Source organism: Duganella sp. HH101 (assembly GCF_001758795.1).
Taxonomy (GTDB): Bacteria; Pseudomonadota; Gammaproteobacteria; order Burkholderiales; family Burkholderiaceae_D; genus Rugamonas; species Rugamonas rivuli.
In genome coordinates this window covers 185,804-207,297 of record NZ_LRON01000010.1, presented here as the reverse complement: position 1 = coordinate 207,297, position 21,494 = coordinate 185,804, and the positions used below count along the sequence as shown (strand labels likewise).

Here is a 21,494-nt window from a genome sequence, read left to right as displayed (position 1 = left end):
CCGAGGCAAGCATGACCACAACCGATTTTCCGAATCCGCCGCAACCGCAGTTCGATACCGGCCCTTTGTCGTGGGTGATGGTGGAAATCCGCGAGTCGCTGGCACGCTCGAAAACCGCCCTGTTCGAAGCGGGCGGCCGGGCGCCGGAAGATCAGGCGACCCAGCTGCAGCACGCCAAGTCGCACCTGCACCAGGCGCACGGCGCGCTGATGATGGTGGACGTGGATGGCGTCGGCCTGGTGACGCAGGTGGCCGAGGAGGCGCTGGACCGCTTCAAGGCCGGCACGCTCAAATGCAGCACCGACCATGCGCAGACGCTGGCGGATTTGTACCAGGCGCTGGTCGAGTATCTGCAGGAGTTGCTGGAGGGGGCGCCGTCGCAGCCGGTCAAGCTGTTCCCTTACTATCGCGCGGTGCAGGAAATGATGGCTGTGGAGCGCATCCATCCGGCGGACCTGTTCTATCCCGACCTGTCGCGCAGCGCCGGTGTGCCGGCGGCCGGCGATGCGCCGGCCGCCGACTACGCGGCGTATCGCCAGCGGTTTGAAAAATCGCTGCTGCCCTACCTGAAGAGCACCGAGGCGGCGCAGCAGCAGGAACATGCCGCCGCGCTGCTGGAGGCCGTGAAGCTGGTCGCCGCCGCGCAGCAGGATGCCAAGGCCCGCACCTTCTGGCTGGCGATGCAGGCCTTCGCCGAACTGGTGGCCAGTGGCGAACTGGCGGGCGGCTTGTACGTCAAGCAGCTGTTTGGCCTGATCAATCTGCAGATACGCCGCCTGAGCCAGGGCGCAGCCGCGCAGCCGGATGCGATGCTGCGCGACGCGCTGTTCTTCATCGCTGCCGCCGGTCCGTCGTCGGCTTCGGAAACGGTGCAGCAGCTACGCCGCGTGTTCGCACTGGACGGCTTGGTGCCGGTCGATTACGAACGCCGCCGCTACGGCCAGATCGACCTCGATGCGCTGGAGCGCGCCAAGGCCGGCATGGCCAGGGCCAAGGCAAACTGGGACCGCTTGGCCAGCGCGGAAATCGATCCCGCGCTCGATGCGGCCTTTGGCGGTGCGCTGGCCGAGGTGGCGGCGGCTTGCGACCAGCTGGAGATGCCGGCGCTGAGCGTGCTGCTGCGGCAGCTGGCCGATGTGGCGCGTACCGCCATTTCCGCCGGCCGCAGCGAGGAGCTGGCGCTGGAGATGGCGACCGCGCTGCTGTTTGCCGAGCATGGGCTGGAGCAGATCCGCCATCTGCCCGGCGATTTCGCGGCGCATGCCGATACGATAGGTGCGCGCCTGCTGGCGCTGGTGGCCGGCGACACGCCGCCGGAGCCGGCGCAATGGCAGAGCGGCCTGGCGCAGCGGATGCAGCAGGACGACACTGTCGTCGCGCTGGCGATGGAGATGAAGACCGGCCTGCGGCAGGTGGAGAAGGTGCTCGACGAGTACTACGCCGAGCCGTCGAAGCGGCCGTCGCTGGTGGAGCTGGACCCGGTGCTGCACCAGTTGCAGGGCGCGCTGGCGATCCTGGACCAGGACGATGCGACGCAGGCGGCGCGGCATGTGAAGGCGGCGGTGCATGCGCTGGCGACGGGCGAGGGCGATCCGTCGCTGGAGCCGAAGGCGTTGGACGACATCGCGCAGAACGTCGGTGCGCTGGGCTTCTTTGTCGACATGCTGGCGCAGAACGCGGCCGGCGCGCGCGAGCGCTTTGCGTTCGATGCGGAGCATGGCGCTTTCCGTTCGGTGCCGTTCAAGAAGATGCCGGCTTCGGAATCGATCCCGGTGCTGGAGGATCAGGTGCCTGCACCGGCGCCGGTGGCGATGCCTGTCGAGGCGCCAGCGCCGGCCAGCAGCGATGCGGCGGTGGAGGCGGAGCTGCTGGAGATCTTTATCTCCGAGGCGCAGGAGGTATTGCAGTTCGTCGATGCGACGCTGGCCAAGCCGCGCGCGGAGTCGGGCAGCGAAGAGAATTTGACCATGCTGCGGCGTTCCTTCCACACGCTCAAGGGCAGCGGGCGGATGGTGGGATTGAACCAGTTTGCCGATGCGGCGCATGGCATCGAGCGTGTGATGAATATGTGGCTGGCGGAAGCGCGGCCGGCGACGGACGCGCTGTTTGATTTGCTGAACGAGGCGGCGCGGCAGATGGGGGCGTGGGTGGCGGAGTTGGTCGCCACCGGCGTCTCGGCGCGCAATGCGGAGGCGCTGGTCGCTGCGGCTGCGCGTGTGCAGGATGGCGGTGGATTTGTCATCGATGCGCCTTCGACGGTCGAGCCCTCGGCGATGCCGGGGGCAGGAGTGGCGGAGGATGCCGCGCCGGTGCAGGATGCCGAGCTGGTGGAGGCTGCGTCGACCGCTGTCGAGGAGTCGGCGTTCGCGGCCACGGAGGAGCCGGAGGCGGTGGAGTTGCCATCGTTGACGGAGCTTCCGTCGACGGAGCCACGGGTGCCGCCGACCGTTGTCGCCGCCGGCAACGTCATCGAGTTCCCGACCATTACGCCGCTGGTGCCGCGCGACGACAACGTCAAGCATATCGGCGAGCTGGAAATCGCCCTGCCGCTGTACAACATCTATCTGCACGAGACGGATGAACTGGTGCGCCTGCTGACACAGGACTTTGGCGAATGGCGCCACGAGCCGCGCCGGCCGGTGAACGCCGAGGCGTTGCAGGCTTCGCATACCCTGGCCGGTACTTCGGGTACGGTCGGCTTCAAGGCTTTGCGCGAATTGGCGCTGGCGCTGGAGTCCACGCTACAGGCCTTGCTGCCGCCTGCGCCGCATCTGGATCAGGTGCAGCACGATTTGCTGGACTTTACGATAGAGCGCATCCGCCAGATGCTGCAGAGTTTTGCGGCGGGCGATATGCCGGCCGCGCAGCCGGAACTGATCACCGCATTGCACGATCTGCGCGCGGAGCTGGAGGCGGCGCCGCCTGCTGCCAGCAACGATATCGAGGCGCGACTGGATGACCTGGTCGCGGAGACGATGCACGACATCACGTCCGCACCGCCAGCGCCGGTGGAGTCGGCGATGGACAAGCTGTTCCGCGAGACGTTTGATGCGCTTAGCGGCAGCGTGCCGGAATCGGATGCGCCAGCAAGTGCGTCTGCGCCGAAAAAGACCGAAGCGCGGGCAGATGACAGCATCGACGATTTGTTCAATGCCGCGTTTGACGACGCCTTCGCCGAGCCACCGCTCAAGATAGCCGAACCCTTTGCTCAGGAACCCGAGCCGGAGCCGGCACCCGCTGCCGCCGAGCCGGAACCGCTGCCTGAACCGGAGCCTGAGCCTGAGCCGCTGCCTGAGCCCGAGCCCGATCCGCTGCCTGAACCTTCGCCGGAGCCGGAGCTGGACGCCGAGATCCTCGAACTCCCTCCAGCCGAACCAGAAATCCTGGCCGCCGCCCCAGCCATCTTCCACGACGAACTGGACGCCGACCTGCTGCCCGTTTTCATGGAAGAAGGCGCGGACCTGCTGCCGCAAGTAGGCGAAGCACTGCGGGCCTGGCAGCACAACCCTGTCGACACCACGCACGCCCAAAGCCTGCTGCGCCTCCTGCACACCGTGAAGGGCAGCGCACGCATGGCCGGCGCGATGCGCCTGGGCCAACACGCCCACGAAATCGAAACGCACATTGAAAACATGGTGCACGCCGGCTCCGCCACGCCGCAAGCGTTTGACGAGCTGCTGGCCCACTACGACCACGCGCTGCTGCTGTTCGAACAGCTCCAACACCCGGACGCATTGCAGCAAGCCGCCAGCAACGGCGCCGCCGGCCTGGCCGCCGACGTCACCAGGCTGGATGCCGGCACGCCAGTCATCGCCGGCAGCAGCGACATTGCCACGGACCTCACCGCAGACGCCACCGGAGCCGCCAGCGCCGCCGGCGACGCAGCCGCAGCAGGCATCGCAGCAGCAGGAGCCGCCGCCGCGGCCTCCCCGCACGCCCCGGCCGACGACCTGCAAACCGGCACGAAGTCGCCCCTGGTCCGCGTCCGCGCCGACATCCTCGACCGGCTGGTGAACCAGGCCGGCGAAGTATCGATCTCCCGCTCCAAGCTGGAAAACGAAGTAGAAACCCTGCGCGCCTCATTGTTCGACTTCTCCGAAAACCTGACCCGCCTGCGTCGCCAGCTGCGCGAAGTCGAAATGCAAGCCGAATCGCAGATCGCCTCCCGCATGTCGATCTCCAGCGAGCGCGAATTCGACCCGCTCGAATTCGACCGCTTCACGCGCCTGCAGGAGCTGACCCGCATGATGGCGGAAAGCGTCAACGACGTCGCCTCCTTCCACGAAAGCCTGACCCGCAGCGTCGACAGCGCCGGCGACGACCTGGTGCTGCAAGCCCGTCTCACGCGCGACCTGCAACGCGACCTGATGCGCGTGCGCATGGTGCCGTTTGCCAGCATCTCCGAACGCCTGTTCCGCGTCGCCCGACAGAGCGCCAAGGAAGTCGACAAGCGCGTCAACCTCGACATCCGCGGCAGCGCGGTCGAAGTCGACCGCAGCGTACTGGAACGCATGGCAGCGCCGTTCGAACACCTGCTGCGCAACGCCATCGCCCACGGCGTGGAATCGCGCACCGCCCGCACCGAAGCAGGCAAGAACGAAACCGGCGAGCTGCTGGTGCAGGTCACGCAGCAGGGCAATGAAGTCGTCATCGAATTCACCGATGACGGCGCCGGCCTCGATCTGGAGCGCATCCGCGCCAAGGCGATCAGCAACGGCCTGCTGCAAGAGGACGAAGAAGCGACCGACGCCCAGATCGCCGACCTGATTTTCGAACCCGGCTTCTCCACCGCCGAATCGCTGACGGAGTTGTCCGGCCGTGGCGTCGGCATGGACGTCGTGCAGTCCGAAGCGCAGGCGCTGGGCGGCCGCGTCGACATGTTCTCCGAACGCGGCAAAGGCACCCGCTTCACCATCCACCTGCCGCTGACGCTGGCCGTCACGCAGGTCGTGCTGATTTCCGCCGGCGGCAAGACCTACGCGCTGCCGGCCATCCTGGTCGAGCAGGTGCTGCAGATGAAGGACGCCGCGCTGGTCGAGGCGCATCACAACGGCTATGTGCCTATCCAGGGCCAGCACGCGGAGCTGCACTACCTGCCGGCGTTGCTGGGCGACGCGGCGGCGCATCCGCCGGCGCAGCGTTCGGCCCCGGTGATGATGCTCAAGAACGGCAACGAGCGGCTGGCCGTGCGCGTCGATGAGGTGCTGGGCAACCGCGAGGTCGTCATCAAGAACATCGGCCCGCAGCTGGCGCGCATGGTCGGCATAGCCGGCGCCACGGTGCTGGGTTCGGGCGATATCGTTTTGATCCTGAATCCGGTCGCGCTGGCGCAGCACCTCGCGCATCATCCCGAGATGAAGCAGCACTTTGCGCAGGCGGTTGGCGACAGCCCGGCGCCTGGCCAGCAAGGCCGCTCGATCATGGTGGTGGACGATTCGATGACGGTGCGCCGTGTGACGCAGCGCCTGCTGGAGCGGGAAGGCTACAACGTGGTGCTGGCAAAGGACGGCGTGGACGCGCTGGAGCAGCTGCAAGGCGTGCGGCCAGACCTGATGCTGGTCGATATCGAGATGCCGCGCATGGACGGCTTCGACCTGACGCGCAATGTGCGCGGCGACGAGCGCACCAAGGATATCCCGATCATCATGATCACTTCCCGCAGCGCGGACAAGCACCGCAACTACGCGTTGCAACTGGGTGTGAATGCCTACTTCGGAAAACCGTTCCAGGAGCCGGTGCTGCTGGATGCGATCGAAGGCCTGCTGCGCGGAACAGCGTCGTGATTGTTGAGGTTCAAATTGCGATCAACGCACCCAAGGCCTCGGTGTGGGCCGCGATCACCGATATCGAAAATGCCGCGAAAACCATCAGCGGCATCGACGATATTGAGATCGTCGAGAAGCCGGCGAACGGGCTGGTAGGGCTGCGGTGGCGGGAAACCCGCATGCTGTTCGGCAAACCAGCCACTGCGGAAAAGTGGATCATCGAGGCGGTCGAGAACGAGACATACACCACCAAGGCGGAAAGCGATGGCTTTGTCTTCCTGTGCATCAAGCGCATAGCCGAGACCAGCGGCGGCACCACGCTGGCTGAGACGCACATCTCCCAGCCTCAAAGCCTGGTCGCGAAACTGATGTCGATACCAATGAGCTTGTTCTTCAAAGGCGTGGCGAAGAAGGCCGTGATGCAAGACCTCATCGACATCAAGGCCGCCGTTGACCCCACTGCTATGGCTTAGCCGCGCACCGCCGCTTCAATCTTGGCGACGTCGATCTTCCCCATCTCCATCATCGCCGCGAACGCGCGCTTGGCGACGTCGCCGCCCTGGGCCATGGCGTCGGTCAGCACGCGCGGCGTGATCTGCCACGACAGCCCCCATTTATCCTTGCACCAGCCGCAAGCGCTCTCCGTGCCGCCGTTGCCGACGATGGCGTTCCAGTAGCGGTCGGTTTCCGCCTGGTCGTCGGTGGCGACCTGGAACGAGAAGGCTTCGCTGTGCTTGAAGGCCTTGCCGCCGTTGAGCCCGACGCACGGGATGCCGCACACGGTGAACTCGACTGTCAAAACGGTACCCGCCTTCCCACCCGGGAAATTGGACGGCGCGTGGAGCACGGCGCCGACCTTGCTGTCGGGGAAAGTGCTGGCGTAGAAGTGCGCGGCTTCTTCCGCGTCATGGTCGTACCACAGGCAGAGCGTGTTCTTTTTCATCTTCAACCTCCTTTGTTGGACGAGCACATAGTCTACCTCCGCTTGCGCGATGCGGGGCGCGAGCTTGCCCGGGCATTTGCAAGTCATTTGTGGGTACGACAAGATTAACGTTCTTCCAGCGGTCAACGATATTCCATCGATGGCGCTACATCTCTACAGGAAGAAAGCATCATGTCAGTCACTAGCACTTACTCATTCATACAGGGGTTCTTCAACGGCGTCTTTATCGGCCAGAATACCGTCAGCGCAGCAGACCAGCCGTTCTCCGAATCGCCTCCAGGCAGCGGCGTGTTCACCGTCCACCGTCCCAACGGCGAGAACCTGGTCGATCTCGGCAAGCTGATTAACACCAACGCCAATGTCGGCATGGTCGCCAAGCAACTGATTTCCGCCGGCGCCTCGCTCACCAGCGGCATCCGCGTCCAGGCCATGCCGTGGATCAGCGTTCCTTACTTCATCCAGTCGCCCGCCGCGCACAAGCCGTTCGACATGCTGGCCAAGGTCAATTTCGACTTTCATATCGAAACCCCGTGGTTCTGCAGCGACATCGACGGCACCATCTCGGTGTTCCTGTTCATGTTCCTCGACGGCCAGAAGCATCTGCACGTGACGGTCGACGGCAGCTGGTTCTCGTTCGACGGCGGTGCGCCGTTCTGCGCCGGTCCCGCTTCCGATGCGCTGAAGGCTGCCATGCCGGCCGTGCGCAAGCAGGTGCAGGATCTGCTGCCGCAACTGACGTCGGCCATCGCCAACGTCAAATTCTCCAAGCCTTATTTCTTGCCCGGCAACGGCACCAAGACTGCCGGCCCCTTCGTACAAAACGCCAGCAGCGACGCTTCGCTTGGCCTGCTCTTAGCTTAAAAGGAAAATGAACATGGATAAGGATCAAAAACTGGTCGAGGCCATCTCCGCACTGTTGCGCGAGGCTGGCTACACGGGTTTGAATGTGCACAACGACCATAACGGCACGCTGCTCAACGCTACCCGCGACAAAGGCGGCGTGGTGCTGCGCCTGTCGCCGGACATGCAGAAGGTGGGCCGTCGCACCGAGGGCGGCTCGGCGGAGGCCCGTACCATACGCGCCGACGTGCATGCGGTGCCGGTGATGGAAGGCGTGGCCGAACAGATACGCGCCAATCCGGAACTGGCCAAGGCCATGAACATCCCGGCCGAGCATCTGAAGTACATCATGTAGTTCGTGTCGGTCCGGCCTTGCCTCCATAATGGGCAGGGTTGGACTGCGCGGCGCCTGCCGCAACGGCCATCAGCTGTTGCGCCAGCGCTTCGATCTCCGGCGCCACCGGTGCGCCCAGGGCGCTCAATGCCATGCGTTGATAGCGCCGATACACCGACAATCCCTCTTCGAATCGCGCGTCGTCCAGATGGAGGCGCATCAGGTCCGCGCTGAGCGTCTTGCAATACGGGTCCGCTTCCAGCGCCCGTTCCAGCAGCTGCGCGGCGGCGCTTGCGCGGCCGCCAAGGGCCAGCTGGCGGCCTGCGTCGCCCAATGCGCGCGCCAGCTTGCCGCGCCATAGTTCGCGCCGCGCCATCAGCCACGGTGCGCCTTCCCCATGCAGCAGCTCCCCCCGGTACAGCGACAGCACCTGCGTGGCGGCCGTCAGCAGCGCGGCCTCGTGCGACGGCGCGGTGTCGACGCCGGCATGGGCCCATTTCTGCGTCAGCATTTGCAGGCGTGGCAGCAGCCGCTCCAGCGCCGCCGTATCGCTCCAGCACTGCTGCGGCGCCAATGAAAGCGCGCCTTGTTCCAACAGGATGCAGCCTGCGCCCACCGTTGCGCGCAGCCGGGACAGCGTGGTTTCCAGCGCGTGGCGCGCGGTGTCGCCGTCGGCGTCGGGCCACAGCAGTTCTGCCGCGCGGTCCAGCGAGATGCTGTTGGGCGCGTGCGCGGCGATCAGTTTCAGGATGTCGAGCTGGCGGTGCTTGGACTTGCCCTGCGAGCGCAGCGGCTCGCCGGCGATGCGCAGCTCGAAGCCGCCGAAGGTTCGTATCTGCACCGGCCATGGCCAGTTGTCGCCGGCATCGTCCGGTGGCGCCAGGCGCCAGGCCCGCACCAGCATACTGGCCGCGCCGGGAATGATGCCGACGGCCAGCGCGTGGGCGCACAGCGGTTGCAGGATGCGCGGCGTGGCGAAGGTCAGGTAGCCGCCGCCTTGCGATGCGATGTGGTTCAGCGCGCGCCGCAGCTTGTCGTGCGCCAGCAGCAGCTGCACAGGTTGCGCGCGTTGCAGCTGGTGCAGCGGCTGCGCCTGGCCGTCGGCGTCGGTGATGACGAGCCATACCTCCAGCAGGTCGGCCCAGGTTTCCGCCAGCGGCGAGTTGTAGTCGGCCGCGTGTTGGCGCAGCACCACGGTTTCGGCGGCGCAGCGTTCGCGGTCCAGCAGCGTATAGGCGACGCAGCTGGCCGTCTGCGCGTAGATCTCGTACGGCACGCTGCCGAACCGCAGCGCCGCTTCGTGCGCCAGCCGCGCGTGTTCCAGCGCACCGTGGCCGTCGCCCTGGCAACTGGCCAGCCAGGTCTGCGTCAGCTGGAGATGCGCCACCAGGTTGTGATGCCGCGGCGGCGTCTGCGCCGCCACTTCGGCGGTGGTGGCGGCGGCCTTGTCGAGCTCTCCGCGCAGCAGGCAGGCGGTCGCGTACAGCAGCACGTAGTGGGCATCCATGATGCGGATGCCGCTGGTTTCCGAACTGGCGCGGCAGGCGGCGAAGACGGCGTCGCAGCGGGCGTGGTCCATGCAGGCCAGCGCGTCGTACATCTGCACCAGGTGCGACAGGTAGCGCGCATATGGCGGCAGCGCGGCCGCTTCGGGCAGCGCGTCCAGCAGCACGCGCACCGTGCGCACCGCGGCGTAGCGGCCGGACTGGTAGTAGTGCTGGCCCAGCATCGCGCCCAGCCGCACCTTCAGCGTGGGATCGGCCGACTGGCGCACCACGTCCAGCGCGCGTTGCTCCCACAGGTCCATGTCCTGGTGGGCGGGATCGGTCATGAACAAGCCGCTCCAGACGGCGTGCGTCAGGTGCGCCTTCAGGCCGGGATCGGGCAGGCGCTCGTAATCCGCCGCCGGGTCCACGTGCTGCTGCAGGAAGGCGCGCAGCGGCTGTTCGGCGGCGCCGTCGAAGAAGTAGGAGCTGATGATGGCGCCCAGCGCCAGGAAGCGGTGCATGGGCTGCTGCCGTTCCGTGAACGCTTGCAGCGCCTTGAGCAGGGCGGCGCGGGCGCGCGCGGTGTCGCTCAGGAACACGGCCATCCCCAGCCAGTAGTGGTGCCACGGGCTGCGCTGCGCTTCGGGCAGGGCGTCGATCCAGCGCGCCAGCGTGGTGTGGCGGGCGCTGGCCAGCATGGCTTCGGCGCGCTCTTCGATCAGGCCTGCCGCGCGTTCGGGCATGCCATGCTCCAGTGCCAGCTTGATGGCGGCGTCGCCGCTGCCGTCGGCCAGCAAGGTCTCGATGCAGCCGGCGATCCATGCGCCGCGCTGCGCGTCGTCGACGCGGGTGGCGGCCCATTTGCGCAGGAAGCCCTGGAACAGCGGATGCAGCGCGTACTGGCGGCCGGGATATTCGTAGATCAGCGCGCCCTGCGCGGCCAGCCGGGCGACGATGTCCGCCGCGTGCGGCGCGCCGGACAGCGCCGCCGCCCAGGCGCCGCTGAAGTGCGGCAGCCAGCAGACCGCCAGCAGCGTGGCGCGTTCCTCGTCGGTGTAGGCGCTGAACACTTCCTCGGCCAGGTAGCCGATCATCGCTTCGGACAGCACGTCCTCCGCCGCCAGCGCGGCGCCGGGGCGGCGCTTGAGCCACGAGGCCACCAGCGCGATGCCGGCGGCCCAGCCGCGCGTGAAGGTGTAGACGCTGTCGGCCACGGTTTCGGCGTGGCCTATGCCGAGCACATTGAGCAGGATTTCGGTTTCGTCGCGGGTGAAGGCCAGCGCTGCGCTGTCCAGTTCATGCATGTCGCCGTGCGCCAGCAGGCGCGCGCAGGCGGCAGGCGGCAGTGCGCGGCTCAGCACCACGACCTTGCTGGCCGGCGGCAGTTCGGTGGCCAGTGTTTCGAGGAACTGGCGGAAGAACGGCGCATCCTGGCAGCGGTGGGCGTCGTCCATGACGATGCAGCTGGCCGGCGCCAGCGCCGCGCCCAATGAGCGCGCATACAGCCGCAGGTAGCCTTGCAGCGCCGGCAGGTGCTCGCGCAGCAGCGGCGGCGGTTGCCAGCCCGGCGCCACGCCGCCGTTGGCGATGGCTTGTTCGAAGTACAGCAGGAAGCTGGCCGGGTCGATGTCCGCTTCGTCCAGCCGCAGCCAGGCCACGGTGGGGCCGGCCGCCTGGCAGAACTCCAGCCCCAGGCTGGTCTTGCCGGAACCGGCCGGCGCGGAGATCCAGGTCAGCGTGGCGGGGGAGTCGAGCACGGTCTGCACGGCGCTGTGGCGGCCGATCAGGCGGGCGACGGGGCGGGAGGTTTTGGCGAGGGAGGCCATGATGCGGTTCCTTGAAGCGGACGGCGCGGAACCACTAGTTTAAGTCTGATTATAAAAAGAACAAATCTTTTATTTCCACAACTATCGTGCTGCAAGGGGCGGCCATGCCGCGCCGCCCCTCGTGTACGGCCTTAGACCGGATCGACCTTGTTGGTCAGCGTGAAGTGCGCTTCGGCGTAGTTGTCGCCGTCGACGAACATCCACCACGTGCCGCCCTTGTTCGGGCCGATGGTGAACGGCGCCAGATGGCCTTCCTGGTAGTTGTCGCCGTCGGCATAGCCTTCGCCGTAGCAGCGCAGCGTGGCCTTGACCTGGATGACGTCGTTGGCCAGCAGGTCCAGCGTCAGGATCAGGCGTCCCATCGCATCGTCGGCCACCTGGTCGAACACCTTGACCACATGGGTGCTGGACGACGGCCCCAGTTGGGCGATGTTGTAGAAATCGCCCACGCTGTGCGGATAGGCCGCGGCGGCGAATTCATAATCGGTGGTCGCCATCCAGCCGTCGATGGTCACGCGGCGGAACCAGTGCGGCGGCGGTTTCAGGTCCAGCGTCACATTGGCGGTCTTGTTGGCCGCCACCGTCACCGACGCCTCGCCGTGCCACGCCTGCTTGTCCGCCGTCACCAGCACGCTGCCGACCGGCACGCCGGTCAGCGTGAAGCTGCCGTCGGCGGCGGTGTGGGTGAACTGGTTCTGCGACAGCTGCACGCTGACGCCGGCCGCCGGCTTGCCCTCGGAATGCACCACGCCGTGCAGCGTGCCGGTCTGCGCCACCTTCTTCCATTTGTAGATGGTCACTTCCTCGAAGCGCGCCGGCCGGTAGATCAGCGGTTCCGCGTAGCCGTACAGCGGGGCGTCGAAGAAGCACAGGTTGGCGGGACTGACGGCGTTGGCGTCGCCGGTCTGGCGCCAGGCGTCGGAGTCCTTGGCGTCGGTCTCGCACCAGTCGGAGGCGAAGGCGTTGAGCATCTGGTTGGCGGTATCGTCGGCGGCGTCGGTCAGCGCGTTGCCCAGCCAGCCGGCGCTCTCCAGCACCATCTCGTGGATCTTCGAGTACAGGATCTCGCCGGCGGCGATGCGTTCGTCGGACTGGTAGACGTACAGGCCGTCCGGCGTCGACGGCACGATCTGCGCGCCGCTGGCCAGGTCGCTCTGTTCCAGCATGCCGCCTTCCATCGGCACGCCGGACTGTTTGATCGACATCCACAGCAGCGACGAGCACACGGTGGGGAAGGTGTTGGCGGCCCACTTGGCGCTGGCCGGCGCCTTGTCGGTCAGGCCGATGGCGGGCTTGGTGTAGCAGTAGAAGCGGTAGTGGCTCTTGCCCGCCTGCTGGGCGGCGAAATCGGCGATGCCGTGCAGCGTCTGGCGGATCTCCAGCGTTTCCTTCAGCGGATCGGGCTTGACCACCATGGCCGGCACGATCTCCGGCGCCACGCCGCCCAGGTCCATCTTCGATTCGATGGTGGCGAAGCCGGCGATCGGGTGCTTGGCGCCGGTTTCGGGATCGACCATGTCTTCGCCGTCGACCGCATGTTCGACGGTCTGCGTCACCACGCCGGGCCACAGGTATTTGAGCACGTCGGGACGGGCGCCGTCGCCGTCGATGAATCCGATCAGGCGGTCTTCCGAGGCGGTGGAGTGGGTGATCTCGTCATGGTTGCGGGTCATGATGCCGGAGTGCGAATAGCGCTGCGGCGGCGTCACCGTCTGCAGCACGGCGGAGATCAGGCTGCCGTTGCTGGGGTTGAGTATCAGGTCGCCCTTCTTGGCGTTCATGAAGCGCGGCTTCATCTGCATCCATTTTTTTTCCTGGGTCGGCATGCAGAACATGCCGTCGGGGATGTGGTCCGGCAGGTTCCATGGATTGCACTCCTGGCCCTCCACCGCGAACGGCGGCTCCACGTGCATGTCCATCGCCGTCAGCGCGTGTAGCGGCGGCAGCATGCCGTAGCGGCCCAGGTGCGACACTTCCTCCAGCGTGATCGAGGTGGGGTTGGCGACCAGCTGGTTGCTGGCCAGGTTGTTCAGCAGGGTTTGCGCGGCGGCGTTGACCAGCAGCTTCCTGCCCATGTGCTGGGGCAGGTCGAAGTGCGCGCTGACGCGCACCGGCAGGCCGTTCGGCGCCGTGCCCTTGTAATGCACGCTGAAGGCGATGGCTTGCGGCGGCACCTGCGCTTTCGGGATGGCGACGTCGATGCGGGTGGTGGCCTGGGACTTCAGCACGAAATTGCAGCCGCTGGCGGGGCGCAGTTCGAATTCGCGTGGGCCGTCTTCATAGGCCAGCTCCAGCTGCATGCTGCTGAGCGCCACGTTGACCGCCTCCGGATTGCGCACGACGAAGCTGGCGCGGTAGCTGCCGTCGATGAACTGCGCGCTGAAGTCGCTGCTTTCCACCGGCGGTTGCAGCACGCCGCGCTGGCGGGCCAGGAAGTAGGGATTGGCCACGCTGACGCTGCGCTGGATCACGCGCGGCGCGCCGCCCGGCTGCTGCACCGTCACCTGCACGTGGAACACCGTATGCGGCCGGTTGGGATTGAGCTGGGCGGCGAAGTCGTGCTGCAGCGTGGGGTGGCTGCTGCCCAGTGCGACCGCGCCCAGCTGCCAGTTGTAGACGGCGGCGGTGGCGCCGCCGCCGGCGTTGGTGGCGGCGCGCGGCGGCGCGGTGCGCGACAAAATCGGATGGCTGGCGGCATCATGCGCGGCGATGGTCTGCGCGCTCATCGGCGTCTTGCGCGGCAGGATGGGGCCGGCGGGGACGGCCGGCGTGCGCGGCTTGATCTCGATGCGCGGGCGCGGCGTGCCCTGGGTGCGGCGTTCGGGCGCGTTCTGCACCGTCAGTATCATCGCGGTCGGGTTGTGCGGGGCGGCGCGCACCGTCAGCAGCGGCGGCTGCTTGCCGTCGGCCGGGGCGTTGATCTGGACTTCGGCCTTGAGCTTCTCGATGGCGCCGCGCTTGCCGGCGGTGACGGTGATGCTCTTCTTGCCGGCGCGGTTCCACACCAGGTACTGCCTGGAGCCGGGCACGCCGTTGATGCAGATATTGCCGCTTTCGTTGTTATCGTAGGACTGGCCGTTGGGCGCCTTCACTTCGACGCAGATGCTGTCGCCGATGGCGGCCACGGCGGGCGTGCAGACGACGGAACCAAGCAGCGGGGTTGGGGCGGTTGGTACTTGCAACATGGGAACTCCTGTAGACATTGGGAATGGTGACGTCGGGCCTGCTTGCGGCAGTCCCGGTGTTCCCAGTGTCGTGTCGAGCGTCCCACAAATCGCTCACAAATACTTCAGTCCGTCTTTTTGACCACCGCGTAGCGTTCCAGCGTGCGCTTGCGCGCCTCGTCGTGCATGACCAGCGGCTCGGGGTAGTCGAGCGGCAGCATGCGCGGCGCCAGCCATGGGGCGTGGATTTCCTTGTCGGTCAAATCCTTCAGCTGCGGCAGGTAGCGGCGGATGAACTTGCCCTTGCTGTCGAACTTTTCCGATTGCGTGACCGGGTTGAAGATGCGGAAGTAGGGCTGGGCGTCGCAGCCGGACGACGAGGCCCACTGCCAGCCGCCGTTGTTGGAGGCCAGGTCGAAGTCGTTCAGGTGCAGCGCGAAATACGCCTCGCCACGGCGCCAGTCTATGCCCAGGTCCTTGATCAGGAAGCAGGCCGTGACCATGCGCAGGCGGTTGTGCATATAGCCGGTCTGGTTGAGCTGGGCCATGGCGGCGTCCACCAGCGGATAGCCGGTGCGGCCTTCGCACCAGGCGGCGTACAGTTCGTCGGCCTCGGGGCCCGTTTCCCACTGGATGGCGTCGTAGGCCGGCTTGTAGGCGCCGCCCACCACGTGCGGGTTGTGGTACAGGATCATGGCGTAGAACTCGCGCCAGATCAATTCCGCCAGCCACACCGGCGCGCCTTCGCCGCCGGCGCCGCGCGCCGTCAGGTCCAGCACGGTGCGCACCAGGTGCCGCACCGACAGCGTGCCGAAGCGGAAATGCATCGACAGGTAGGACGGCCCCTTCACGGCCGGATAGTCGCGCGCGTCCTTGTAGCCGGCGATGCGCGGCAGGAAATCCTCGAACAACCGGGCCGCGCCGGACATGCCGGTCGGGATTTTCAGTTCGGCCAGGTTGCTGGGTTCGAAGCCGAGTTCGGCCAGCGTCGGCAGCGCCGGGGCGTCGGCCGGCGGCGGCGCCAGGCGGGCGGCGTGCGGTTCGATATGGTAGGGCGCCAGCACCGACGGATCGGCGTCGAGCTTCTTCAGCCAGGCGTTCTTGTACGGCGTGAACACCGAGAACACGCCGCCGGTCTGCGACAGCACTTCGCTTTTCTCGAAGATCACCTGGTCTTTGTAGCTGAAGAACTGGCGGCCGTCGGCGCGCAGCGCGCGCTCCACGGCGGCGTCGCGGGCGATGGCCTGCGGTTCATAGTCGTGGTTGCAGAACACGGCGTCCACGCCCAGTTCGGCGGCCAGGGCCGGGATCGCGGCGGCCGCGTCGGCGTGTTTGACGATCAGGTGGCCGCCCAGCTGTTGCAATTCCGCCGACACTTCGGCGATGCTGGCATGGATGAAGTCGACCCGCCGGTCGCGGCGCGGCAGGCTGTCCAGGATGGTGGTGTCGTAGACGAAAACGCAATACACGCGGGCGCTGTTTTGCAGCGCCTGGTGCAGGGCGACATGGTCGAAAACGCGCAAATCGCGGCGCAGCCAGACCAGGGAGGAATTCAGTTTCATTGAGTCTGTGTCAATCTCGTGGGGGAACGCAAACATGGCCGCATCCGCAATTCAGTGTAAACTATCGCTTAGACAGAGTTGCTAGCCGCGCGAATACTACAGTAATTGTCAGCAGCACAGAAAGAACACGCATATGAAGAAAAGCAAAATCGGCAAAACTCTCCCTGTACCCGGCCTGCTGCAGGAAGCCGGCGATCCATTGGAAGCCACCGGCAGCGGTACGGCCACGACACTGAACCTGGCAAATCATTTCCTGATTGCAATGCCTTCCATGCAAGATCCGATTTTCGGCGGCACCGTGGTGTACGTGTGCGAGCACAACGAGAACGGCGTGCTGGGCGTGGTCATCAACAAGCCGACCGACATGACGATGGAAGTGCTGTTCGAGCGCATCGACCTCAAGCTGGAAGCCGGCGTCGACGTCGACGCCCCCATCATGTTCGGCGGCCCGGTGCAGGACGACCGCGGCTTCGTGCTGCACACGCCGGGCCAGCGCTATTCGTCGTCGCTGACCGTGACCAAGGACGTGGCCTTCACCACCTCGATCGACGTGCTGGAGGCCGTGGCCGCCGGCGACGGCCCGCAGCGCATGCTGGTGTCGATCGGCTACTCGGGCTGGAGCCCGGGCCAGCTGGAGGACGAGATCAGCCGCAACGGCTGGCTGACCGTCGGCGCCGATCCCGACATCCTGTTCAAGCTGCCCATCGAGGACCGCTACACGGCCGCCATGCGCCTGCTGGGCATCGACCCGCTGATGTTGACCTCCGAGGCGGGTCACGCCTAAATGACCATCGAGACCATCTTCGCTTTCGATTTCGGCGTCAAACGCATCGGCGTGGCCATGGGCAATACGATGATCCGCCAGGCCGAGCCCGTCAAAGTCATCAGCGCCATCGACAACGCCACGCGCTTTGCCGACATCGGCGCGCTGCTGGAAGAATGGAAGCCGGCCCGGCTGGTGGTCGGCCTGCCCATGCATCCGGACGGCGCCGAACACGAGATGACGGCGCGCGCGCGCAAGTTCGCCAATCAATTGCATGGCCGCTTCAGCCTGCCGGTGGAACTGGTCGACGAGCGCTATACGTCGGCCGTGATTTCGGCCAAGCGCGGCGAGGTCATCGACGACCGCGCGGCCGCCATCATCCTGCAACAATATTTCGACACCCACTAAATCCCATGTCCACACTGAACCCCAATCAACTCGACGCCGAAGCGCTGTACGCGACCTTGCTGGCCGACGTCAAAGCCGGCCTGGCCGGCGTGGCCGATGTCGCCATTGTCGGCATCCACTCCGGCGGCGCCTGGATCGCCGAACGCCTGGCGGCCGACCTCGGCCTGTCCGCCCGCTGCGGCGTGCTGGACGTGTCCTTCTACCGCGACGATTACGCCAAGAAGGGCTTGCCGGCCGACGTCAAGCCGACCAACATCGGTTTCGAAGTGGCGGCCGCCAACCTGCTGCTGGTGGACGACGTGCTGTACACCGGCCGCACCACCCGCGCCGCGATCAACGAGCTGTTCGACTACGGCCGCCCGGCGCGCATCATGCTGGCCGCGCTGGTCGACCGTGGCGAGCGCCAGCTGCCGGTGGCGGCCGATTTCGTCGCCGCCCATGTGCAGGTGCCGCCGGGACAGGCGCTGGTGCTCAAGCGCGCCGACGATGGAAAATTCACGCTAACCATAGAATAAAACCATGCTTAATCCGCAACTGAACAAACACGGCGAGCTCCAGCACTTGCTGTCGATCGAGGGACTGCCGAAGTCCATCGTCAACCACATCCTGGACACCGCCTCGTCGTTCGTCGGCATCTCCGACCGCGACGTCAAGAAGGTCCCGCTGATGCGCGGCAAGTCGGTGTTCAACCTGTTCTTCGAGAACTCCACGCGCACCCGCACCACCTTCGAGATCGCCTCGAAGCGCTTGTCGGCCGACGTGATCAACCTGAACATCCAGGCCTCGTCCGCCAGCAAGGGCGAATCGCTGCTCGACACCATCGACAACCTGTCGGCCATGCACGCCGACATGTTCGTGGTGCGCCACGCGCAGTCGGGCGCTCCCTACCTGATCGCCAAGCACCTGCACGACACCAAGCAGTCGCACGTGCACGTGGTCAACGCCGGCGACGGCCGCCACGCGCACCCGACGCAGGGCTTGCTGGACATGTACACCATCCGCCACTACAAGAAGGACTTCACCAACCTGACGGTGGCCATCGTCGGCGACATCCTGCACAGCCGCGTGGCCCGTTCGGACATCCACGCGCTGACCACCTTGGGCGTGCCGGAAGTGCGCGCCATCGGCCCGCACACGCTGCTGCCGGGCGGCCTGGAGCAGATGGGCGTGCGCACCTTCACCAATATGGAAGAGGGCTTGAAGGGCGTCGACGTCATCATCATGCTGCGCCTGCAGAACGAGCGCATGAGCGGCGCGCTGCTGCCGTCGGCGCAGGAATACTTCAAGAGCTACGGCCTGACGCCGGAACGCCTGGCGCTGGCCAAGCCGGATGCGATCGTCATGCACCCGGGCCCGATGAACCGCGGCGTCGAGATCGACTCGGCGGTGGCGGACGGCCCGCAGGCGGTGATACTGCCGCAGGTGACTTTCGGGATCGCGGTACGCATGGCGGTAATGAGCATAGTGGCGGGGACGCAGGGATGAACGCAGGCATGAAACTACACATTAAAAACGGCCACCTGATCGATCCGGCCAACGGCATCGACGGCAAGAACGACCTCTACATCGCCGACGGCAAGGTGCTGGCGGTGGGGGCAGCGCCTGCCGGCTTCACGGCCGACCAGACCATCGACGCCACCGGCCTGATCGTCTCGCCCGGCTTCGTCGACCTGTCGGCGCGCCTGCGCGAGCCGGGCTACGAATACAAGGCCACGCTGGAATCGGAAATGCAGGCCGCCATGCAGGGCGGCGTCACCAGCCTGATCTGCCCGCCGGACACCGATCCGGTGCTGGACGAACCCGGCCTGGTGGAGATGCTCAAGTACCGCGCCAAGACGCTGAACCAGGCGCACGTGCACCCGCTGGGCGCGCTGACCGTCGGCCTCAAAGGCAAGGCGCTGACCGAGATGGCCGAGCTGACCGAAGCGGGCTGCATCGGCTTCGCCCAGGCCGAAGAGCCGATCGAAGACACCAACGTGCTGCTGCGCGCCATGCAGTACGCCAAGACCTTCAACTACACCGTGTGGCTGCGTCCGCAGGATGCGCACATCGGCCGCGGCGGCATCGCGGCCAGCGGCCCGCTGGCTTCGCGCCTGGGCCTGTCCGGCGTGCCGGTGATGTCGGAAACGATCGCGCTGCACACCATCTTCGAACTGATGCGCTCGACCGGCGCCCGCGTGCACCTGTGCCGCATGTCGTCGGCGGCCGGCCTGGAGCTGGTGCGCAACGCCAAGAAGGAAGGCTTGCCCGTCACCTGCGACGTCGGCGCCCACCACATCCATATGACCGACGCCGACATCGGCTTCTTCGATTCGAACGCGCGCGTCACGCCGCCGTTCCGCAGCCAGCGCGACCGCGACGCGATCCGCCTCGGCCTGCTGGACGGCACGGTCGATGCGCTGTGCTCGGACCACACGCCGGTCGACGACGACGAGAAGCTGCTGCCGTTCGGCGAAGCCTCGCCCGGCGCCACCGGCCTGGAACTGCTGCTGTCGCTGGCGCTGAAATGGGCCGACGACTACGCCGCCACCCAGGACACGGGCGCCGTGCGTCCGCTGGCGCGCGCGCTGGCCCGCATCACGTCCGACGCGGCCCGCGTGGCCGGGCTGGACGCGGGCACCTTGTCGGTCGGCGCTACCGCCGACGTCTGCCTGTTCGATGCTGAAGCGCGCTGGACGGTGGAAGCCTCGGCGCTGGCCAGCCAGGGCAAGCACACGCCTTTCGTCGGCTACAACCTGGCCGGCCAGGTCCGCACCACCATCGTGGCTGGGCACGTCGCCTTCCAGCGCAGCTGATCGGATGGCATGAAGATTTCGATGATCTTCCGCCTCGCGCGGGTGTTTGTGCATGTGCTGTGGGGAATGGCGATCTGCGCGACCGTGTTCCCCTGGAGTGGACAGGAAAAGCGTAACGGCCACATCCGCCGCTGGTCGACCCGGCTGCTGGCAATGTGCAATGTGACGGTGGAGCAGAGCGCCGGCGTGCCGCTGCTGGACCGGGCGATGGTGGTGGCCAATCACGTGTCGTGGCTGGACATCTTCGTCATCCACAGCCTGCATCCCAGCCATTTCGTGGCCAAGGCCGAGATCCGCGCGTGGCCGCTGGCCGGCTGGCTGGCGGAGAAGGCCGGCACCGTGTTCATCGCGCGCGGCAACCGGCGCGACCTGCGGCATATCTTCAAGGGTCTGGTGAACAGCCTGGAGCGCGGCGAGCGCGTGGCCTTCTTCCCGGAAGGCACCACGGCGGCGCAGGGCAGCCTGCTGCCGTTCCACGCCAATCTGTTCGAGGCGGCCATCGACGCCAAGGTGCCGGTGCAGGCGATCGCATTGTCCTACCGCGATCCGTCGGGCGCTTCGCATCCGTCGGTGGACTTCATCGGCGAGACCACCTTCGCCGAGAGCATCATGCTGATCCTGGATGGGCCGCCGGTGAAGGCGCGGTTGACGATACTGCCGGCCATGGCCAGCATCGGCGCGCACCGGCGCGACCTGGCGGAGGCCACGCACCAGGCCGTCGCCGCCGCGCTGGGCGTGACGGCGGCGCCTCACTAAGTCTTCTTGCCGCCGTGCTGCTGGAACTCCGGGCACTGCACTTGCAGCAGGCTGCGGTCTTCCAGGCACACGGCGCTCAGCTGGCCGCCCCACACGCAGCCACTGTCGAGGCCGATCAAATGCGGCTTCAAGGTCAGCCCCAGCGCCGACCAGTGGCCGAACACCACCGTCTCCTTGCGGCTGCGCCGGCCCGGCACCTCGAACCACGGCATCAGGCCCGAGCCTTCCTCGGCCTTGCCGCTTTCCTTCATCTTGAAATCCATCACGCCGTCGGCGTCGCAGAAGCGCAGCCGCGTCATGGCGTTGATGATGCAGCGCAGCCGGTCCGCGCCCTGCAGCGCATCGCTCCATTGGTCGGGCAGGTTGCCGTACATCTCGGCCAGGAATTCCGCCATGTTCGGGCCGCGCAGCATCTGCTGCACTTCGCCGGCCAGCGCCATCGCCTGCGCCGCCGTCCATTGCGGCAGCAGGCCGGCGTGCACCAGCACGTGGCCCTGGGTGTGGATGGCCAGCGGACGGCGCCGCAGCCAGTCGATCAGCTCGTCGCGGTCGGGCGCGTGCAGGATCTCGGCCAGCGTGTCGGACTTGTGCTCGGGCCGGATGCCATAGGCCACGGCCAGCAAATGCAGGTCATGATTGCCGAGCACGCTGTCGATGCGGCCGCCGCTGCCCATGGCCAGCGCGCGCACGTGGCGCAGCGTGGCCAGCGAATCCGGGCCGCGATTGATCAGGTCGCCTGCGAACAGGATGACGGGCTCGTCCTCGCCGGCATGCGCGTGGACGCGCTCCAGCAGCGCCAGGGTCTGCTCGTGGCAGCCCTGTAAATCCCCGATTACATAGGTTTTCATATG

At 66.7% G+C, this 21,494-nt stretch carries 15 protein-coding genes; 10 read left to right on the top strand and 5 right to left on the bottom strand.

Annotation, left to right across the window (positions count from 1 at the left end; all coding sequences use genetic code 11):
• The first annotated feature begins 11 nt into the window (after nucleotides 1–11).
• Both DUGA2_RS17800 and DUGA2_RS17795 read left to right on the top strand, forming a co-directional pair.
• Nucleotides 12–5,783, top strand: coding sequence for an Hpt domain-containing protein (locus tag DUGA2_RS17800; protein ID WP_070270820.1), 5,772 nt, complete (start codon nucleotides 12–14; stop codon nucleotides 5,781–5,783).
• Nucleotides 5,780–6,238: an SRPBCC family protein gene (locus tag DUGA2_RS17795; protein WP_070270819.1), complete on the top strand. Its 459-nt coding sequence runs from the start codon at nucleotides 5,780–5,782 to the stop codon at nucleotides 6,236–6,238. The genes DUGA2_RS17800 and DUGA2_RS17795 overlap by 4 nt, the downstream gene beginning before the upstream one ends.
• Here DUGA2_RS17795 and DUGA2_RS17790 read toward each other — a convergent pair.
• Nucleotides 6,235–6,708, bottom strand: coding sequence for a VOC family protein (locus DUGA2_RS17790; protein ID WP_070270818.1), 474 nt, complete (start codon nucleotides 6,706–6,708; stop codon nucleotides 6,235–6,237). The genes DUGA2_RS17795 and DUGA2_RS17790 overlap by 4 nt on opposite strands.
• Before the next feature lie 171 nt (nucleotides 6,709–6,879).
• On the opposite strand from DUGA2_RS17790, the gene DUGA2_RS17785 reads away from it, so the two are divergent.
• Together DUGA2_RS17785 and DUGA2_RS17780 are read left to right on the top strand one after the other, a co-directional pair.
• Nucleotides 6,880–7,569, top strand: coding sequence for a hypothetical protein (locus DUGA2_RS17785; RefSeq protein WP_070270817.1), 690 nt, complete (start codon nucleotides 6,880–6,882; stop codon nucleotides 7,567–7,569).
• A gap of 13 nt (nucleotides 7,570–7,582) precedes the next feature.
• Nucleotides 7,583–7,903, top strand: a complete 321-nt coding sequence (locus DUGA2_RS17780; protein ID WP_070270816.1) for a hypothetical protein — start codon at nucleotides 7,583–7,585, stop codon at nucleotides 7,901–7,903.
• On the opposite strand, the gene DUGA2_RS17775 is transcribed toward DUGA2_RS17780, so the two are convergent.
• The 3 genes from DUGA2_RS17775 to DUGA2_RS17765 all read right to left on the bottom strand — a co-directional run bounded on the left by DUGA2_RS17775 (nucleotide 7,896) and on the right by DUGA2_RS17765 (nucleotide 15,921).
• Nucleotides 7,896–11,195 carry a BTAD domain-containing putative transcriptional regulator gene (locus tag DUGA2_RS17775; protein WP_070270815.1) on the bottom strand — a complete coding sequence of 1,100 codons (3,300 nt, stop codon included), beginning with the start codon at nucleotides 11,193–11,195 and terminating at the stop codon, nucleotides 7,896–7,898. The genes DUGA2_RS17780 and DUGA2_RS17775 overlap by 8 nt on opposite strands.
• Nucleotides 11,196–11,326: 131 nt before the next feature.
• Nucleotides 11,327–14,380, bottom strand: a complete 3,054-nt coding sequence (locus DUGA2_RS17770) for a carboxypeptidase-like regulatory domain-containing protein (protein ID WP_070270814.1) — start codon at nucleotides 14,378–14,380, stop codon at nucleotides 11,327–11,329.
• A 104-nt stretch (nucleotides 14,381–14,484) separates the two neighbouring features.
• Nucleotides 14,485–15,921, bottom strand: a complete 1,437-nt coding sequence (locus tag DUGA2_RS17765; protein ID WP_070270813.1) for a deoxyribodipyrimidine photo-lyase — start codon at nucleotides 15,919–15,921, stop codon at nucleotides 14,485–14,487.
• A 133-nt stretch (nucleotides 15,922–16,054) separates the two neighbouring features.
• Here DUGA2_RS17765 and DUGA2_RS17760 point away from each other — a divergent pair, with 133 nt between their 5' ends.
• From DUGA2_RS17760 to DUGA2_RS17735, 6 genes are read left to right on the top strand one after another with little or no spacing between them, the layout of a single operon-like run.
• Entirely contained in the window at nucleotides 16,055–16,705 is a 651-nt protein-coding gene (locus tag DUGA2_RS17760; protein ID WP_070270811.1) for a YqgE/AlgH family protein, read from the top strand.
• Nucleotides 16,706–17,092: a Holliday junction resolvase RuvX gene (gene ruvX / locus DUGA2_RS17755; RefSeq protein WP_210402569.1), complete on the top strand. Its 387-nt coding sequence runs from the start codon at nucleotides 16,706–16,708 to the stop codon at nucleotides 17,090–17,092.
• 5 nt (nucleotides 17,093–17,097) lie between these two features.
• A complete protein-coding gene (gene pyrR, locus DUGA2_RS17750; protein ID WP_008452017.1) occupies nucleotides 17,098–17,607 on the top strand; it encodes a bifunctional pyr operon transcriptional regulator/uracil phosphoribosyltransferase PyrR in 510 nt (169 codons plus the stop codon).
• 4 nt (nucleotides 17,608–17,611) lie between these two features.
• Nucleotides 17,612–18,577 (top strand): aspartate carbamoyltransferase catalytic subunit, encoded by a 966-nt coding sequence (locus tag DUGA2_RS17745; RefSeq protein ID WP_008452016.1) that lies wholly within the window; start codon nucleotides 17,612–17,614, stop codon nucleotides 18,575–18,577.
• Nucleotides 18,578–18,585: 8 nt separating this feature from the next.
• Entirely contained in the window at nucleotides 18,586–19,887 is a 1,302-nt protein-coding gene (locus DUGA2_RS17740; protein ID WP_070270864.1) for a dihydroorotase, read from the top strand.
• A gap of 21 nt (nucleotides 19,888–19,908) precedes the next feature.
• Nucleotides 19,909–20,643, top strand: coding sequence for a 1-acyl-sn-glycerol-3-phosphate acyltransferase (locus tag DUGA2_RS17735; protein ID WP_229214717.1), 735 nt, complete (start codon nucleotides 19,909–19,911; stop codon nucleotides 20,641–20,643).
• Here DUGA2_RS17735 and DUGA2_RS17730 read toward each other — a convergent pair.
• Nucleotides 20,640–21,491 (bottom strand): symmetrical bis(5'-nucleosyl)-tetraphosphatase, encoded by an 852-nt coding sequence (locus DUGA2_RS17730; RefSeq protein WP_070270806.1) that lies wholly within the window; start codon nucleotides 21,489–21,491, stop codon nucleotides 20,640–20,642. The two genes, DUGA2_RS17735 and DUGA2_RS17730, sit on opposite strands and share 4 nt — an antisense overlap.
• Nucleotides 21,492–21,494 lie beyond the last annotated feature (3 nt).

Bases quoted from the DNA above. Each gene is read 5' to 3' on its own strand.
- DUGA2_RS17800 (WP_070270820.1), top strand. From the start codon at position 12: ATGACCACAACCGATTTTCCGAATCCGCCGCAACCGCAGTTCGATACC.
- DUGA2_RS17790 (WP_070270818.1), bottom strand. From the start codon at position 6,708: ATGAAAAAGAACACGCTCTGCCTGTGGTACGACCATGACGCGGAAGAA.
- DUGA2_RS17785 (WP_070270817.1), top strand. From the start codon at position 6,880: ATGTCAGTCACTAGCACTTACTCATTCATACAGGGGTTCTTCAACGGC.
- DUGA2_RS17780 (WP_070270816.1), top strand. From the start codon at position 7,583: ATGGATAAGGATCAAAAACTGGTCGAGGCCATCTCCGCACTGTTGCGC.
- DUGA2_RS17775 (WP_070270815.1), bottom strand. From the start codon at position 11,195: ATGGCCTCCCTCGCCAAAACCTCCCGCCCCGTCGCCCGCCTGATCGGC.
- DUGA2_RS17770 (WP_070270814.1), bottom strand. From the start codon at position 14,380: ATGTTGCAAGTACCAACCGCCCCAACCCCGCTGCTTGGTTCCGTCGTC.
- DUGA2_RS17765 (WP_070270813.1), bottom strand. From the start codon at position 15,921: ATGAAACTGAATTCCTCCCTGGTCTGGCTGCGCCGCGATTTGCGCGTT.
- DUGA2_RS17760 (WP_070270811.1), top strand. From the start codon at position 16,055: ATGAAGAAAAGCAAAATCGGCAAAACTCTCCCTGTACCCGGCCTGCTG.
- ruvX (WP_210402569.1), top strand. From the start codon at position 16,706: ATGACCATCGAGACCATCTTCGCTTTCGATTTCGGCGTCAAACGCATC.
- pyrR (WP_008452017.1), top strand. From the start codon at position 17,098: ATGTCCACACTGAACCCCAATCAACTCGACGCCGAAGCGCTGTACGCG.
- DUGA2_RS17745 (WP_008452016.1), top strand. From the start codon at position 17,612: ATGCTTAATCCGCAACTGAACAAACACGGCGAGCTCCAGCACTTGCTG.
- DUGA2_RS17740 (WP_070270864.1), top strand. From the start codon at position 18,586: ATGAAACTACACATTAAAAACGGCCACCTGATCGATCCGGCCAACGGC.
- DUGA2_RS17735 (WP_229214717.1), top strand. From the start codon at position 19,909: ATGATCTTCCGCCTCGCGCGGGTGTTTGTGCATGTGCTGTGGGGAATG.
- DUGA2_RS17730 (WP_070270806.1), bottom strand. From the start codon at position 21,491: ATGAAAACCTATGTAATCGGGGATTTACAGGGCTGCCACGAGCAGACC.